Here is a 15,395-nt window from a genome sequence, read left to right on the forward strand (position 1 = left end):
CGCGGTCGCAAAAATGCATGAAAAAGCTCGGATTGCGGGCGGAATCTGGGAAATTCAGTCGAAAAAGAGGGAGAAAAAAGATGAAACGCAGAGAGTTTTTGACAAAAACCGCGCTTGGCGGCGTGGCGGCCGGCGCGGCTTTGGCCACCCCGGCCATCGCGCAGGACAAGCGCGAATGGAAGATGGTCACCGCCTGGCCGAAGAACCTGCCCGGGCCGGGCGTGGCCGCGCAGATGCTGGCCGACCGCATCACCACGCTGTCGGGCGGGCGCATCGAGGTCAAGCTCTACGCCGCCGGCGAGCTGGTGCCGGGCAACGGCGTCTTCGACGCGGTCTCGGAAGGCACGGCCGAACTCTACCATGCGGTTCCCTCCTACTGGGGGTCGAAGTCCAAGGGCATCCTGTTGTTCGGCTCGCAGCCGTTCGGCCTGAGGGCCGACGAGCAGTTCGGCTGGCTCGCCCATGGCGGCGGTCAGGCGCTCTACGACGAGATCTATGCCCGGTTCGGACTGAAACCGTTCCTGTGCGGCAATTCCGGCCCGCAATGGCAAGGCTGGTTCCGCGGCGAGATCAACTCGGTCGACGACCTCAAGGGCCTGCGGTTCCGCACCACCGGCCTGGCCTCGGAAATGTGCGCCAAGATCGGCATGGCGGTGCAGGCGATGGGCGGACGCGACATGTTCCAGGCGCTGCAATCGGGCGCGCTCGACGCCGGCGAATTCATCGGCCCGTGGTCGGACAGCGCGCTCGGCTTCCATCAGGTCGCCAAGAACTATTACTGGCCGGGCGTCGGCGAGCCGTCCTCGGCGGAGGAATGCGTGGTCAACGCCAAGGTCTTCGAGGACCTGCCCGACGATCTCAAGGCCGCCGTCGCGCTTGCCTGCGAGAGCCTCTACAATCCGGTGTGGACCGAATACACCACCAAGCACGCGCTGGCCCTGCAGAAGCTGGTCGCCGAGGAGGGCGTGCAGGTCAAGAAGCTGCCCGAAGAGGTTCTCGTGGCGCTGGGCAACGCCGCCGGCGAGGTGATCGCCGATCTGCGCGAGGACGACGACGAGCTGGTCAAGCGCATCGTCGAGAGCTTCCTGGCCTATCGCAGTTCGGTGGCCGACTATATGGTCTATGCCGATAACGGGCAGATGAACGCCCGCGCGCTCGACTACACATACTGACCGGGCTCCGCCGGCGCCACACCGCCGGCGGACCTTTTCAGACAAGGGGGGGGGCAGCATGACCGCGCTTGCCGACTGGCTCGACGGCGTGAACCGGAATGTCGGCAATCTGGTGCGCTGGTGCGCGATCCTGATGGTGCTGGTGCAGTTCGGGATCGTGCTTTTGCGTTACGTCTTCGGCATCAGCTTCATCGCGCTCAATGAAAGCGTGCTTTACCTGCACGCGACGCTGTTCATGCTCGGCGCCGGCTATACGCTTCTGGTCGACGGTCACGTGCGCGTCGACATCTTCTATGCCAAGGCCGGCCGGCGGCGGCAATCGGCGATCGACCTATTCGGCCATCTCGCCCTGCTGATCCCGTCGATGACGGTGCTCCTGGTCTGGTCGTGGCCGTCGGTGCGCAATTCCTGGTCGATCCTGGAAGGCCCGATCTCGGTCGGCGGCATCCCGGCCTCCTTCCTGCTGAAATCGCTGATTCCGGGCTTCTGCGTGCTGCTCATCGTCCAATCCGTCGCCTGCCTGCTGCGCGACCTCGTCCGCCTGCGCGAGACGGCCGCATGATGCCGCTCGATTTGTTGATGTTCGCCGGCCTGATCGGCTGCATCCTGCTCGGCTTCCCGGTCTCGTTTTCGATCGCCGGGGTGGCGACCGTGTTCGCCTTCCTGGGCTGGGCCGCCGGCATGATGGATATCGCGCTGCTCGGCGCGCTCGGCCAGCGCGTCTTCGGCGTGCTCACCAATGACGTGCTGATCGCCATCCCGCTGTTCGTGCTGATGGGCGTGGTGCTGGAGCGCAGCCGGGTGGCGGAGGAACTGCTGGAAACCATGGGCCGGCTGTTCGGCGGCCTGCGCGGCGGGCTCGGCGTTTCGGTCGTGCTGGTCGGCGCGCTGCTTGCCGCCTCGACCGGCATCGTCGGCGCGACGGTGATCGCCATGGGCATGATCGCGCTGCCGACCATGCTCCGCAACGGCTACGACCCGCGGCTCGCCTCCGGCGTGGTCTGTACCGCCGGCACGCTCGGCCAGATCATCCCGCCCTCCACGCTGTTGATCATCCTGTCCGACGTGATGTCGAACGCCTATCAGCAGGCGCAGTTCGAACAGGGCAAGTTCACGGTCGAGACGATCTCGGTCGGCCAGACCTTCGCCGCCGCGCTGCTGCCCGGCCTGACGCTGGTCGGCATCTATATCGTCTACGTGCTGGCGCGCGCCTTCCTCGTGCCCGCCGACGCGCCGCCGGCCGATACGTCCGACCCTCGTCCGGATCTCGGCGCCATCGTCGGCGCGATCGTCCCGCCGATCCTGTTGATCGTCGCCGTGCTGGGCGCGATTCTCGGCGGCGTCGCCACCCCGTCGGAGGCCGCCTCCGTCGGCGCGGTCGGCGCGGTGCTGATGGCCGGCTACCGCAACGGCGTGCCGAAGGGCCTGATCCTGCTCGGCGCGGCGGCGCTGCTGCTGCTGGCCGTGGCGGCCGGGCTGGCGCCGGTTCGCCTGCAACGCAGCGACGTCACGCTTATCGGCTGGGTCCAGGGCGCGCTTTATGCCGGCCTGGCGCTCGCCGGCGTCGCCGCGATCCTGGCCTCGCTCGCCCACATGGCGCGTTCGGGCATGCTCAAGCCGGCGCTCACCGCGACCATGACGGTCACCGCGATGATCTTCGCCACCATTCTGACGGCCAGCATCTTTTCGCTGGTCTTCGTCGGGCTCGGCGGCGAGGAGCGCATCGAACAGATCCTCACCGCCATGCCCGGCGGCCCGACCGGGGCGCTGATCTTCTGCATGGCGCTGGTGTTCGTGCTCGGCTTCTTCCTCGATTTCGTCGAGATCACCGTCATCCTGTTGCCGCTGATCGTGCCGGTCTTGATCCTGATGGGCCACGACCCGGTGTGGCTGGCAATCCTGCTCGCCATCAATCTGCAGACGTCGTTCCTGACGCCGCCCTTCGGCTTTTCGCTGTTTTACCTGCGCGGGGCGGCGCCGCCGGAGATCACCACCGGGCACATCTATGCCGGCGTCGCGCCCTTCATCGCGCTGCAACTGGTCGGCATGGCCATCATCTGGCTGATGCCAGCAATCGCCACCTGGCTGCCGGCGGCGATCTTTTAGAGCCGTCCTGCCACTCACGGGATCGCAGGCCGGTTCCACCTTATTGTCTTAACGCGTTTGCGAGCGGCGAACCGGTATCCACTTCGCCTGGAAACGCTCTATTTGCGCGCCGGCCCCTCGCACTCGGCCGACGCCGCCCAAAGATTGACGTTGGCGTCCCGGGCGTAGCGGTCGATCTCGGCCAGTTCGGCGTCGGTGAAATCGGGATTTTCCAGGGCGCCGACGCAGTCCTCGACCTGCTCGGGCCGGCTGGCCCCGATCAGCGCCGAGGTGACGCGGCCGCCGCGCAGCACCCAGCTCAACGCCATTTGCGCCAGCGTCTGGCCGCGCCGTTCGGCGATGGCGTTGAGCGCGCGAATGTTGGCGAGCGTCGCGTCGGAGAGGAAGGACGGCCGCAGCGACTTGCCGCGCGCGGCCCGGCTTTCGTCGGGGATGCCGCCAAGATATTTCGCCGTCAGCATGCCCTGCGCCAGCGGCGAGAACACGATAGACCCGATGCCGAGCTCGTCGAGCGTGTCGAGCAGACCGTCCTCCTCGACCCAGCGGTTGATCATCGAATAGCTCGGCTGGTGGATCAGGCAGGGCGTGCCGAGCTCGCGCAGGATCGCGGACGCCTCGCGCGTGCGGCGCGCATTGTAGGAGGAGATGCCGGCGTAAAGCGCCTTGCCCGAGCGCACCGCCCGGTCGAGCGCCATCATCGTCTCCTCCAGCGGCGTGTCGGGATCGAAGCGATGCGCGTAGAAAATGTCGATATAGTCGAGCCCGAGCCGCTTGAGGCTCTGGTCGAGCGAGGCAAGCAGATATTTGCGGCTGCCCCATTCGCCATAGGGCCCCGGCCACATGTCGTAACCGGCCTTGGTCGACACGATCAACTGATCGCGAAACCCGGAAAAATCGCTGCGCAGAATTGCGCCGAAGGCGGCTTCCGCCGCGCCGGGCGGCGGGCCGTAATTGTTGGCGAGATCGAAATGGGTGATGCCGAGATCGAACGCCTTGCGGCAGATGGCCCGCTTGACCCCATGCGGGGTGTCGTCGCCGAAATTTTGCCACAGGCCGAGCGAGACGGCCGGCAGTTTCAGCCCGGAACGGCCGCAACGCCGGTAGTGCATGCGCTCGTAGCGGTTGTCGGCCGGCTGCCATCCCATCGGGGTTTTCCTTTCCGCGCGGGCGCGCCGCGCCGTTGTCGTCACCCCGACCAGGGGCCGTGATGGGTGCCGCCGGCGTCGATCCGCTCAAACCCGTGCGCGCCGAAATAGTCGCGCTGGGCCTGGATCAGATTGGCCGTGCCGCGCGCGGTCCTGTAGGTGTCGAAATAGGCAAGCGCGGCCGAAAGCGCCGGCACGGGAATGCCGGCCGCGGCCGCCCTGGTCACCGTGCGGCGCAGGGCCGGATGCGCGTCCTGCATCGCCGTCACGAAGCGCGGGGCGGCCAGCAGGTTGGCCGGCGCCTCCTCGTCATAGGCGCGGGCGATGTCGTCGAGGAACTGCGAGCGGATAATGCAGCCCGCCCGCCAGATACGCGCCACCGTCGCCAGCGGCAGACCCCAGGCGAATTCCCGCGAGGCGGCTTCCATCACCGCGAAGCCCTGCGCGTAGGCCGCGATCTTGCCGGCATAAAGGGCGCTTTCGAGATCGTCGATCACCGCGCGCTTTTCGGCTTTCGAAAACGCCGTGACCGGCGCGCCGTAAAGGGCTTCGGCGGCGACGCGTTCGTCCTTCATCGCCGACAGGCTGCGGGCGGCGACGGCGGCCTCGATCGCGGTGGCCGGCACCGCCATGTTCTGCGCCTCGATCGCCGCCCAGCGGCCGGTGCCCTTCTGGCCGGCGCGGTCGAGGATGACATCGACGACCGGGGCGCCGGTTTCGGAATCGCCGGCCGCCAGCACGCTGGCGGTGATCTCGACCAGATAGGATTCCAGCCGGCCGCCATTCCAGGTTTCGAACAGCCGCGCCATCTCCCCGGTCTCGAGGCCGGCACCGTCGCGCAGCAGGCCGTAGACCTCGGCGATCATCTGCATGTCGGCATATTCGATGCCATTGTGGATCGTCTTGACGAAATGACCGGCGCCATCCGGCCCCAAATGGGCCACGCAGGGCTCGTCGCGGTAGCGCGCGGCGATGGCGACCAGCACGTCCTTGACGCGCAGCCAGGACGACGGCGCGCCGCCGACCATGATCGATGGACCGTTGCGCGCGCCGTCCTCGCCGCCCGAGACCCCCATGCCGATGAAGGCGATGCCGCTGCCGTCGAGTTCGTCGAAGCGGCGCATCGTGTCGCGGAAATTGGCGTTGCCGGCGTCGATCAGGATGTCGTCGGCCGACAGCAGCGGCCGGAGCGCGTGGACCTGCTCGTCGACGACGGCGCCGGCCGGCACCATCAGGATGACCGGCCGCGGCGGCCGGATGGCGGCCGCCAGCTCGGCAAGCGTGTCGCAGGGCACGATCATGGCGCCGAGCGCGCCTGCCTGCTCGACGAAGCGGTGCGTGGTTTCGGTGGTCCGGTTCCACACCGCGATCCGGTGGCCCTTCTCGGCGATGTTGAGCGCCAGGTTGGAGCCCATCACGCCAAGTCCGATCAATCCGATTTCCGCCGTGCGCATGCCGTTCCCTTCCAAGGTTGCGCGCCTATTCACTAACTAGTTCGCCGTGCGCCGCAAGGCCGCCGCGCGCAAGGCGGCGCGTTTTTCGGGCCCGAGCCGTGCCCACATGCGCCGGCCGGCGTCGATCTCGGCATGGTTGACCAAGAGCAGCCGCAGCCAGGCCGAGTCCGGTTCGCGCCCCGTCTCGGCGGCGGCGGCAAGCCGCCCGTCGAGATCGGCGAGTCGGTTGACCAGGCGATCGAGAAGCCGGATCGCGCCAAGCTGCTTGGTCTGCCAGCCGACGGAAAACCGGGGATGCTTGGCATAAAACAGCGCCCCCATCGCCCCGCGATCGCGCTCGAGCCGGATCCGGTCGAAAAAGGCGCGCCGCGTCACGGCCGGCTTGTAGTGAAACACCGGCACGGCCGCGCAATACCGCCGCTTCAGGCCGCGCAAGGCCAGCCGTTCGAACATTTCGGGATCTTCCCAGCCATAGGCGGTAAACTCCTCGTCGAAACCGCCGGCGGCCAGGATCGCGGCCCGGGCCACCGATACGTTGCCGGTGGGAAACGGATTGCGGTGCCAGCCCGCGAAGCGGCCGCGCGGCGGCGCCGGCGCGGCCGGCGGCTCCACGACCTCCACGATCGGACCGGTGACGGCAGAACCCGGCCAGCGCGCCTGGGCGGCGGCGTGGCGTTGCAGAAAATCCGGCTCGACCAGGCAGTCGTCGTCGAGGAAGACGAGCGTGTCGCCGCGGGCCAGCTCGAGCGCGCGGTTGCGCGCGGCGGCGGCCGCGCCGTGGACGGCGAGGCGGGTGGCGACCAGATTGTCGCGGGCGAAGCCACGCAGGACGGCCTGGGTGTCGTCGTCCGACGCATCGTCGACCACGATCACCTCATAGGCGTGGGGACCGAGCGTCTGCGCGAACAGGCGCGGCAGGGACAAGCGCAGCATGTCCGCGCGGTTGCGGGTCGGCACGACGACGCTGAGGATCGGGGTCCCGGCCACGGTCTCACCCCGCCGCCGGGCCGGGCTCGACATCGCGCATCTGCTCCCGGTAGAGCCGGCGATAGAGCCCGTCGCGCCGGAACAGCGTTTCGTGGTCGCCGTCCTCGACGATCCGGCCGCGGTCGAGCACGACGATCCTGTCGACGCCGCGCACGGTGCTGATCCTGTGCGCCACGATCAGCGTCGTGCGCCCGGCCGAGACGCGCTCGATCGCATCGCGCACGAGCTGCTCGGACACGGTGTCGAGCGCCGAGGTCGGCTCGTCGAGCATCAGGATCGGCGGGTCCTTCAGGAAGGCGCGGGCGATCGCGATGCGCTGCCTTTGACCGAGCGACAGGTTGAGACCGCGTACGGCGACGGGGGCGTCGTAGCCGCCCGGCAGGCGTTGGGCGAACTCGTCGACATGGGCCGACCGCGCGGCCTCCATGACCCTGTCCATCGGCGCGTGCGGGTCGCCGAGACGGATATTGTCGATCAGGCTGGTCTCGAAGATCGCCGGCTCCTGGAAGACGATGCCGATCGACGCGCGCAGCTCGGCCAGCCGCATGGCGGCGACGTCGGTGCCGTCGATCAGCACCCGCCCGGCCTCGGGCGCCAGAAAGCGCGGCAGAAGGTCGAGCAGGGTCGACTTGCCGGCGCCGCTCGGCCCGACGATGGCGACGCGCTGGCCGGCCGGAATGGTCAGGTCGAAATCCTCGAAGGCGAAGCCGCCCGGCTGGTGGAGAAAGCGCACCTTGTCGAAGCGGATCGCCCCGCGCAGCGGCGCGGCGGCCGGCGGCGCGGTGCCGTCGGCCTCGCGCGGCAGGCCCATGATGACCTCGAAGCGCTCGAGCACGGCGAAAAGCTGGATAAGCTGGCCGATCGAGTGGCTGCCCTCCTGCAGGGACGGGTAGGCCAGCCCGACAATGACCAGGAAGGCGGTCAGGTCCTCGAGCGAGATCAAGTCGCGCGACAGCATGAAGGCGCTGACGAACAGCATCGCCGACACGCCGAGCGCGGCCGCCATGGCGACCGCCGCGGGATGCAGCGATTCCATCATGTCGCGCTCGATCTGGACGGCGAGGGCGTCGCGGTTGAGTAGCTCGAACTGGCGGATCGACTGGTCTTCCAGACAGTAGGATTTGAGCTCCTTGGCGCCGCGCACCGTTTCCTCGAAGCGTCCGACCAGGGTCGCCAGCCGCCGCTGCGACAGATGGGCCTTGGCATGCAGCGTGCGGCCGAAGCGCGAGGTGATCCAGGCGAGCGGGCTGACGAGCACGATCGCGCAGAGGAAAAGCTGCCAGTTGGTCCAGGCCATCGCCACGGAAAAGCAGACCACGAGGATGATCGCCGGAATCAGCGATGCGACCACCCGGGTCATGGCGTGCTGGAAAACCTGCAGATCGTTGGAGAAGCTCGACACCAGCTCGCCGCCGCGCAGCGCGTGCAGGTTGCGGGGCGCGGTCGCCAGAATGTCGCCGAAGATGCGCAGGCGCACGGCGGCGGTGATGCGCTGGCTCAGCCGCGTCATCAGGTAGACCCGGGCGAAGGTGAACGCCGAGGCGGCGCCGAAAATCGCCAGGCCGAGCGCCAGGTGCCATGCCAGCGCCGCGGTTTCGCCGGCCGGGAACACCGACCGCACGAGCGTCGCCGCCCAGCCCGGCATCAACAGATAAAGGCCGGCCGAGACCGCGGTCGCGATCAGGGCGGCGACGAATTCGCCGCGACGGCGCCACAGCTCGCCGGCAAGCCAGGCCAGGTGCCGCCCGACCGCCATCAGGCCGCCTGTGCGGCGAGATCGGCCACCAGCGCCTCGGCGATGCGGCGGGCGGCGCCGGGCTCGCCCATGGCGGCGCGCAGCGCGGTTTCGATCGCGGCGAGATCGCCGCCAAGCATGTCGAGCATGGCGACGGCGACCTGGGCCGCGGTCAGCCGGCCGACGATTTCCGGCGTCACCATCCTGCCCGCGCGCCGATTGGGATGGGCGGTGAAGGACAGGGTGCGCAGATAGGCATGGCCGAGCGCGCGCTTGATGTATTTTCCGGCCAGCGGAAGCCGGCCGATATGGCCGGCAAGTCCGGGCATCGGACTGGTTTCGGCCCAATAGGTCGGCAGCGTCACCAGCATCGGCAGCCCGAGCGCGGCCAGCTCGGCCGTGTTGGAGCCGGGCAGGGTCAGCGCCAGCCGCGCGCGCGCGGCCGCGTCGGCCGGCCGGACGATGTTGATGGCGTTGCCGCCGGGCGTGAGAAGGCGCGCGCCGTCGCCGTCCTTTTGCCAGTCGAGCCCGACCGCGTCGAGCGGGCGCCCGTCATCGATGTCGGGAAGCCGCGCCAGGAAATCCAGCGACAGATAGTCCGACTTCGCCAGCACCCATTCGATATCCGGGCGCTCGCGCGACACCAGGTCGGCGACGGCGCCGTAGAAGGGAAGGATGTATTTGGCGATATAGTCGCGGCTGCCGGGATAAAGCGCGATCACGGTCTTGTCCTGGCCATGGGCCGCACGGTGCGGACAGCGCAGCCTGGCCGCGTCGACCATCAATTCGCCGACCGCGGTCTCTTTCGGCGACGACGCACCGTTTTCGTGGCCGGCAAGGCCGGAATAGAAGATCCGCTCGAAACGCCACTCCAGGGCCGAGCGCGCCTCGAGATAGGCATAGCAGGGACGGCCGAGCCGCTTGGCGATCAGCCAGGTGAGATAGCGGTCGCCGCCGAGATGGAAGACCAGGCCCGGCAGGTCGCGCGCAATGCCGGGCGGCGTGCGGTTGCGGGTGATCAGGGCTTTCGACGCCGCGATCGTGCAGTGACCGTCGACAAAGGAAAACTGGCGGATGACGTCGCTTTCGGATCCGCTGGAAAACACGCACGGAACGACGGCGGCCGTGATCCTGACATCGGGGGCGATGTCCTTGAGCGCGGAGGCGAGCGGATAGAGCCAGCCGGACACCTCGCCCGGTCCGTTTACCGTGAAAACGATCTCCGCCCGAGCGCGAGACCCCATCAATTCCCCTTTTCGGCAGCAACCGAAGTTTCGGGACGCGGTCCTGACGGGAGGAAAAGACGCGCCGCGGGACATGCCGCGTCCACATTTCCGCCCCCGCCCGTCAGATACGGAAGTCGCGCGCGATCCACAAGAGCCACATCCGGTAGGTTTCCAGCTTGATGCCCCAAACGCGATTGACCATCGGCTTTTCGACGCCGCGCACCCTGCGATGGAAGCTGGACGGGCGCTCGGCGTAATAGTCCATCAGGTCGTCGCGCTTGTAGCTGTTGACCATGTGCTGCCACGCCCCCCCGCTTGTCGGCTCCTCGACCTGGCCGTGCAGACCGGCAACCCCCAACGCCTTCAGGCGGTCGAGGAAGATGACCGCCATCGTGGAATAATAGCGGCCGCCATGCGCCTTGCGCAAAAGGTTGCAATGATAATGGGCCGGAAACCGCTCGACCGGCACGGGCGGGGCTTCCTTCCAGGAGCGAAACAGCAAATAGCGTATGGTGCGCCGTGTCACGGGCTCGCGGTAACGGCCGGTCGCAAGCCGCCACAGCATCTTGGCGACCAGCGGCGGCATGATGCGCCTCGACATCAGCCTGACGTGACGCCGCGCGTCGACGCAGCCGAACAGATAGCCGACGACCGCGCCGTCCTCCTCCACGACGAGGCAGGATTCGGGTTCGTAGTCGGTGTAGTATTTGCACCAATAGTCGGCGAAAAGCTCCTCATCCTCGAACACGGCCCGCGCGCCGAGATTGCGGTAGGCGGTCTTGCAGCAGATGGCGCGCACCGCCGCGCGATCGCGCGGTTCGTAGGGGCGCACGGTTCCCGTTCTCGATCGCGCGGGGTTCATGGCGCTTTCACCGGACCTTTGCCGCGCTGGCGATAGATCTTCCCGCCCCATGCCACGCGCGGATCGACCGCGACGGCGGCAAGCACGCGCAGCCCGATCGCGATCGCCAACGGCTCGTAGAAAAGCGCCAACGGCAAAAGCCGGCGGAGCCCGCCGGCGAGAAGGTTGGCGGCGACGAAGGCGGCACCGGCAAGATAACGCACCGCGAAGGCGGCCCAGAGCGCCGCCGATCCGCCGGCGAGCGCGGCAATGGCGAGGAGCGGCAGCAGCGCCATCCAGGCGGCAAGCGCCACCGAAAGCGGCGCGACCGGGCCGGAGCCGACGCGCTTGGCGCGCGCGATCAGGCTTTGCCAGTCTGGAGCAGCGCGCACGTTCACCGTCGCGTCGTCATAGTCGATCCGGTAACCCGCCCTGGCGAGCGCACGCGCAAAGGCGAGGTCTTCGGTCAGTGTCGGCCCGATCGCGGCAAAGCCGCCGACGGCCTGGTAGGCCGTGCGCAAGACGCAGAAATTGCCGAACAAGGCGCCGCGATCGACGCCGAGCCCGGACAGGAGCCGGCACACACCGAGATAAAAGGCGGCGTCGACGGTTTGCCAGGCCGCAAGCGCGCCGCCGCCGCGAAACCGCACCCGCCCCGCCACCGCGTCGGCCCGGCCGTCGCGGATCGGGGCGGTGATGCGCCTCAGCCAGTCCGGCTCGACCAGCGCGTCGGCGTCGATCACCAGCACGATCTGCCCGCGGGCGGCGCGAAACCCCACATCGAGCGCATGCTGGCGCGCGGTCAAGGACGAGGCGGCCGCCTCGTCGATGCGGATGAGACGCAGCCCCTCGACGGCGCAGGCACGCGCGATCTCCGCCGTGCCATCGGTGCTGCGGTCGTCGACCAGGACGATTTCGAAACCCCCATCGGCAAGGGCGTCCTGGCAGGCGAGCGCGCGCAGGCAGGCGGCGATGGCGTCGCCTTCATTGTGCGCGGTGACGACGACCGAAAAGCGCGGGCTCATGCCGCCGCCCCCGACGCGTCTTCCGACCCGGCACGGACGAGCCCGTGCAGGATGTGGCCGGCAATGGCGCGGCTGGCGCCGGGTTCGCCCATGCGCTCGCGGCCGGCCGCCTGCATGCGCGCCCGCGCCTGCGGATCGGCGAGCAGGCGCGACACCGCGCCGGCGATCGCCTCCGGCCGGCGCGCCACGGCGATGGCGGCCGGGCCGAAATACTCCATCTTCATGCGCACGTATTTTTCGCCCTGCGAGCCGGATCCGGGCACCGTGATCAGCGGCAGGCCGAGCCCGATCGCCTGTTCGTTGGCGGTGCCCGCCATGCCGACGGCCAACGTCGCCCTGTGCAGGATGTCGGCGAACGCGTCGGTTGCCAGCAAGGCGGAAGACGCCGCGGGTCCGCGATAAAAGATCGGCGCCGACCCGCCTTGAGGGACGTCGGCATACGGCCGCCATGCGGCCGCGCGCGGGTCCTCGGCGATCATCCGCCGGATCGCCTCGAGGTCGGCGTCGGGATGAAGCGCGAAGGCGAAGCATAACGGCGCCGCACCGGGCTCAACCGACGCGGCCGCCTGCAGAAGGGCGAGCAGGTTATCGCCCGCGTCGGCACGCGACCCGGGCAGCATGGCGACGACCGTCGTTTTGTCGGCGACACCCAGACCGCGCCCGCTCGCGTCGAGCTCGTCCATCATCGGATTGCCGAGATAGAGCGTCGGCACATGCGCACGCTCCAGCTCGCTCACCGTAAAGGCGTCGCGCGGGAAGGTCATCAGGCAATGCCGTCTCAAAAGCCTCTTTTCCAGGCCGGTATAGCCGTGCAGGGCGTCATAATAGGAGGATTTGGCCGAACCGACAAAATAGAACGGGGTACGCGCCAGAACGGCGGCGGCGATCGGCACGATGTCGCCGACCGCCACCATCATGCGGTAACGGCCGGCCATGGCGCGCGCGGCGCGGACCTGGCGCCAGTGGGTCGCGATCCAACCGGCCTGCAGGTCGCGCCACATCATCGACCAGTCGAGCGTGGCGAACCCCTCGCTGGGCAGCGTGTTGAGCGCGCCGACCACCGGGACGCCGGCCTTGCGGTACGCCGCCCCTGTGCCGACCATCGGCCAGGCCTCGACGGAGAGCGCCTCCGGCCCGGCCTGCGCGCGCAGCGCACGCAACACCTTGACGGCGATCGTATCCTCGCCGTGACCGTTGCCGAGAAACAGCACGTCCTTCATGGCGGCCCCGCCTCGCCGGGCGCAGCGGAGGCGCGCGTGCACTTCCAGCGCGCGGCCGCCTCGCCGAGACCGAGCGGGCGCCAGCCATCATCGTCGAGCCTGCGCAGGAGCGTTTCGATCTCGGCCCGGATCGCGGGGCGGACCGCGTCGGCGGGATGCAGCGCCAAGCGGAACGGGGTCTGCGTGCGCAGCAGCCTGGCTGTGGCCGGCCGGCGGGCCAGGCCGGCGAGGGCCGCCTTGAGGCGGCGCTCGCCCTCGTCGAAATTCAACGCCGGACAGGGCACGAAACCGCCGTCATGCATCAATCCGCGTGCCGTCTGGTGATGCGCTATCCCGACCCGGCCGAGCGCGGCGGCGACCGCCGGCGCCTGCTGCCAGCGCGGCGCGCAGAACCAGCGCGGCGCCGCGCCAAGCGTCTCGACCAGCGTCGCCCGGCCCTTGCGCAGCCGGTCGAGCGCCTCGTCGCCGCCGAGCCGGGCAAATTCGGAGCGGTTGTCGTGGCCGTAAACCAGCCAGTTCCAGAACTCGGGGCCGAGCGAATGGGTCCAGCCATGCAAAACCTTTTCGCCGCGATGGGCCCGCAGGCGCGCGACGAGCGCGCCGTCTCGCTCGAGCGGTTCCCGCCCCTGCCAATTCGGCACGACCAGCAGGGCGGCACGGTCCCGGGCGGCGGGCGACAACAGGGCGAGAAGCCCTTCGAGCGACGCCTCCATACCCGGATGGACGTCGTGAACCTCCGGTATGTAGAACCGGGACCAACCGTCTGGCTTCAAGCGCGGTTCCGACACCGATCGACTTTCCAGCTCGCAAAGACCATCACGCCACCGTGCCTGGCGCGCCAGGACGCATGGGCCATGACATCTTTCCTATCGCTCCACGCCGGCCGCCGCAATCACCAGCACGGCGCCCGCCAACGGCACCTCGGCAACGATTTCCAGCGTCGCGTCGTCCGCGAAATCGCGCCGCCAGCGCGGACGCGGCATGACGACCAGCGGCTTTTCCTGCGCCTCGATCCAGGCCCGAAGCGCGTCCCGGTCGCGAAATTCGGCGTAGGTCGCCTTGAGATCGTGGCCGAGCACACCGCGCACCAACCCGTAGGCGGCGAGGCGATGGCCGCCTTGCAGATAGGGCCGCAGCGCCGCGACGACCGGCTGCGGACTGAAGACGGCGTTGAGCGAGGGCATGACGGCAAGCCCGACGGCGTTGATCCAAAGGGTCTGTCCGGCAAGCACGACCGCCAGCATGACGACCGCCGCGCGCCGGCGCGCCCGAAAAAGGGCGAGCGCGGTCGCGGCGGACAGCGCCGCGCACAGGACAAGACCGGGCAGCCAGAGCCGATAGGGCACGACGGCGGGCGCGACCACCAGCACGCCTGCGATCAGAACGAAAAACAGCGCCACCCCAGCCCAGAAACGCCCCCGGGAGGCCGGCGCCAGGCGCAGCAGCCGGTCGGCGGCCAGGATCGACAGCGGCAACAGCAGCGGCAGCAGGTAATATTCGTGCTTTTCCCCGACCAGGCTGACGATCACGAAACCCGAGAGCGCGGCCGACCAGGCATACCGAAACCCGTCGGCGGCCGGCGCGGCGCCGCGCGATGCATTTGTGCCGGCCGGCATGAGGAAAACCAGGCTCCAGGGCAAGAAGACCAGCGGCAGGGTGGCGACATAGCGCAGCATGCCGAGCACGCCGTCGCGGCCGTTTGCGACACGCTCGCCGATCTGGCCGGAAAAGATCGCCTCGACATAGGCCGGACCGCCGGCCAGGCCGATGCCGTAGACCCACAGGCCGACAAGTCCGAGCGCGAGCGCGAGTCCGAGCCCGACATCGACCGCGGCAAGCCGTTTGAGATTCCGCCCGAGGATCAGGAACGATACCAGCGCGGCAAGCGGCAGCGCGGCCCCGAACGGCCCCTTGGTCAGGGTCGCCAGCGCCGCCAACAGAAATCCGCAGATCATGGCGGGCGAGACGGCGCGCGCGCGCGCGCCGACGAACAGGCAGGCCCAAGACAGGCCGATCAGCGCGGCGAACAAGAAATCCATGCGCGCGTAGTGGCTGAGCACCAGCACGTAGGTGCCGGTGGAGAAGATGACGGCCGCCGCCAGCCCGGCGCCGCGCCCGGCGCCGACGGCGCGCGCCAGCGCCAGGAGCGCCAACAGCGCGGCGGCCACGGTCAGGGCGTGCGCCGACATGATCAGCGGCGCGTCGACCGTCCCGCGCAGCCAGGCCAGGGGCGCCAGAAGCCAGAAATAAACCGGCGGCTTGTCGGGATAGAAGCCGTCGTTCAAACGCAGGGCCAGCCAGTCGCCGTTTTCGATCATGTGGCGCAGCACGTCGGCATGGCGCACCTCGTCGGCCCACCACAGATCGCGCGATCCCACAAGCAGCGCCTGCTGGGCGGCGACGATCAGGAGCGCCGCCAACCACGGCCTGCGCAGCAGCCAGCGCAGCCGGCGGATGATCTTCCGGTCGGTCATGGAAGCCCGG

13 protein-coding genes are annotated in these 15,395 nt (G+C 69.0%); 3 read left to right on the top strand and 10 right to left on the bottom strand.

Annotation, left to right across the window (positions count from 1 at the left end; all coding sequences use genetic code 11):
* Nucleotides 1–80: 80 nt before the first annotated feature.
* The 3 genes from C7T96_RS19930 to C7T96_RS19940 are packed head-to-tail and all read left to right on the top strand — an operon-like array spanning nt 81 to nt 3,278.
* Entirely contained in the window at nt 81–1,172 is a 1,092-nt protein-coding gene (locus C7T96_RS19930; protein WP_106573005.1) for a TRAP transporter substrate-binding protein, read from the top strand.
* 58 nt (nt 1,173–1,230) lie between these two features.
* The gene (locus tag C7T96_RS19935; protein ID WP_106573006.1) at nt 1,231–1,734 is read left to right on the top strand and encodes a TRAP transporter small permease subunit; all 504 of its coding nucleotides are present in this window, start codon (nt 1,231–1,233) and stop codon (nt 1,732–1,734) included.
* On the top strand, nt 1,731–3,278 hold the full coding sequence (locus tag C7T96_RS19940) for a TRAP transporter large permease subunit (RefSeq protein ID WP_106573007.1): 1,548 nt from the start codon (nt 1,731–1,733) through the stop codon (nt 3,276–3,278). The genes C7T96_RS19935 and C7T96_RS19940 overlap by 4 nt, the downstream gene beginning before the upstream one ends.
* Nucleotides 3,279–3,376: 98 nt before the next feature.
* On the opposite strand, the gene mgrA is transcribed toward C7T96_RS19940, so the two are convergent.
* From mgrA to C7T96_RS19990, 10 genes are all read right to left on the bottom strand, one after another.
* Nucleotides 3,377–4,423, bottom strand: a complete 1,047-nt coding sequence (gene mgrA, locus C7T96_RS19945; RefSeq protein ID WP_106573008.1) for an L-glyceraldehyde 3-phosphate reductase — start codon at nt 4,421–4,423, stop codon at nt 3,377–3,379.
* 41 nt (nt 4,424–4,464) lie between these two features.
* Nucleotides 4,465–5,877 carry an NADP-dependent phosphogluconate dehydrogenase gene (gene gndA, locus C7T96_RS19950; RefSeq protein WP_106573009.1) on the bottom strand — a complete coding sequence of 471 codons (1,413 nt, stop codon included), beginning with the start codon at nt 5,875–5,877 and terminating at the stop codon, nt 4,465–4,467.
* Between the two features lie 36 nt (nt 5,878–5,913).
* Nucleotides 5,914–6,864, bottom strand: a complete 951-nt coding sequence (locus C7T96_RS19955; protein WP_158264426.1) for a glycosyltransferase — start codon at nt 6,862–6,864, stop codon at nt 5,914–5,916.
* A gap of 4 nt (nt 6,865–6,868) precedes the next feature.
* Nucleotides 6,869–8,620, bottom strand: coding sequence for an ABC transporter ATP-binding protein (locus tag C7T96_RS19960; RefSeq protein ID WP_106573011.1), 1,752 nt, complete (start codon nt 8,618–8,620; stop codon nt 6,869–6,871).
* On the bottom strand, nt 8,620–9,843 hold the full coding sequence (locus tag C7T96_RS19965) for a hypothetical protein (protein ID WP_106573012.1): 1,224 nt from the start codon (nt 9,841–9,843) through the stop codon (nt 8,620–8,622). The genes C7T96_RS19960 and C7T96_RS19965 overlap by 1 nt, the downstream gene beginning before the upstream one ends.
* A 103-nt stretch (nt 9,844–9,946) precedes the next feature.
* A complete protein-coding gene (locus C7T96_RS19970) occupies nt 9,947–10,687 on the bottom strand; it encodes a hypothetical protein (RefSeq protein ID WP_146149214.1) in 741 nt (246 codons plus the stop codon).
* Nucleotides 10,684–11,691: a glycosyltransferase gene (locus tag C7T96_RS19975; protein WP_106573014.1), complete on the bottom strand. Its 1,008-nt coding sequence runs from the start codon at nt 11,689–11,691 to the stop codon at nt 10,684–10,686. The genes C7T96_RS19970 and C7T96_RS19975 overlap by 4 nt, the downstream gene beginning before the upstream one ends.
* Nucleotides 11,688–12,911: a lipid-A-disaccharide synthase-related protein gene (locus C7T96_RS19980; protein ID WP_106573015.1), complete on the bottom strand. Its 1,224-nt coding sequence runs from the start codon at nt 12,909–12,911 to the stop codon at nt 11,688–11,690. Before C7T96_RS19980 ends, C7T96_RS19975 begins: the two co-directional genes overlap by 4 nt.
* Nucleotides 12,908–13,684 carry a DUF2334 domain-containing protein gene (locus C7T96_RS19985; protein WP_146149215.1) on the bottom strand — a complete coding sequence of 259 codons (777 nt, stop codon included), beginning with the start codon at nt 13,682–13,684 and terminating at the stop codon, nt 12,908–12,910. Before C7T96_RS19985 ends, C7T96_RS19980 begins: the two co-directional genes overlap by 4 nt.
* Nucleotides 13,685–13,777: 93 nt before the next feature.
* On the bottom strand, nt 13,778–15,385 hold the full coding sequence (locus tag C7T96_RS19990; RefSeq protein WP_106573017.1) for a hypothetical protein: 1,608 nt from the start codon (nt 15,383–15,385) through the stop codon (nt 13,778–13,780).
* Nucleotides 15,386–15,395: the final 10 nt, after the last annotated feature.

This window comes from Nitratireductor sp. StC3 (genome assembly GCF_003015025.1).
Taxonomy (GTDB): Bacteria; Pseudomonadota; Alphaproteobacteria; order Rhizobiales; family Rhizobiaceae; genus Mangrovimarina; species Mangrovimarina alexandrii.

Coding starts and splice junctions, on each gene's coding strand:
- C7T96_RS19930 (WP_106573005.1), top strand. CDS start 81: ATGAAACGCAGAGAGTTTTTGACAAAAACCGCGCTTGGCGGCGTGGCG.
- C7T96_RS19935 (WP_106573006.1), top strand. CDS start 1,231: ATGACCGCGCTTGCCGACTGGCTCGACGGCGTGAACCGGAATGTCGGC.
- C7T96_RS19990 (WP_106573017.1), bottom strand. CDS start 15,385: ATGACCGACCGGAAGATCATCCGCCGGCTGCGCTGGCTGCTGCGCAGG.
- gndA (WP_106573009.1), bottom strand. CDS start 5,877: ATGCGCACGGCGGAAATCGGATTGATCGGACTTGGCGTGATGGGCTCC.
- C7T96_RS19965 (WP_106573012.1), bottom strand. CDS start 9,843: ATGGGGTCTCGCGCTCGGGCGGAGATCGTTTTCACGGTAAACGGACCG.
- C7T96_RS19980 (WP_106573015.1), bottom strand. CDS start 12,911: ATGAAGGACGTGCTGTTTCTCGGCAACGGTCACGGCGAGGATACGATC.
- C7T96_RS19960 (WP_106573011.1), bottom strand. CDS start 8,620: ATGGCGGTCGGGCGGCACCTGGCCTGGCTTGCCGGCGAGCTGTGGCGC.
- mgrA (WP_106573008.1), bottom strand. CDS start 4,423: ATGGGATGGCAGCCGGCCGACAACCGCTACGAGCGCATGCACTACCGG.
- C7T96_RS19970 (WP_146149214.1), bottom strand. CDS start 10,687: ATGAACCCCGCGCGATCGAGAACGGGAACCGTGCGCCCCTACGAACCG.
- C7T96_RS19940 (WP_106573007.1), top strand. CDS start 1,731: ATGATGCCGCTCGATTTGTTGATGTTCGCCGGCCTGATCGGCTGCATC.
- C7T96_RS19975 (WP_106573014.1), bottom strand. CDS start 11,691: ATGAGCCCGCGCTTTTCGGTCGTCGTCACCGCGCACAATGAAGGCGAC.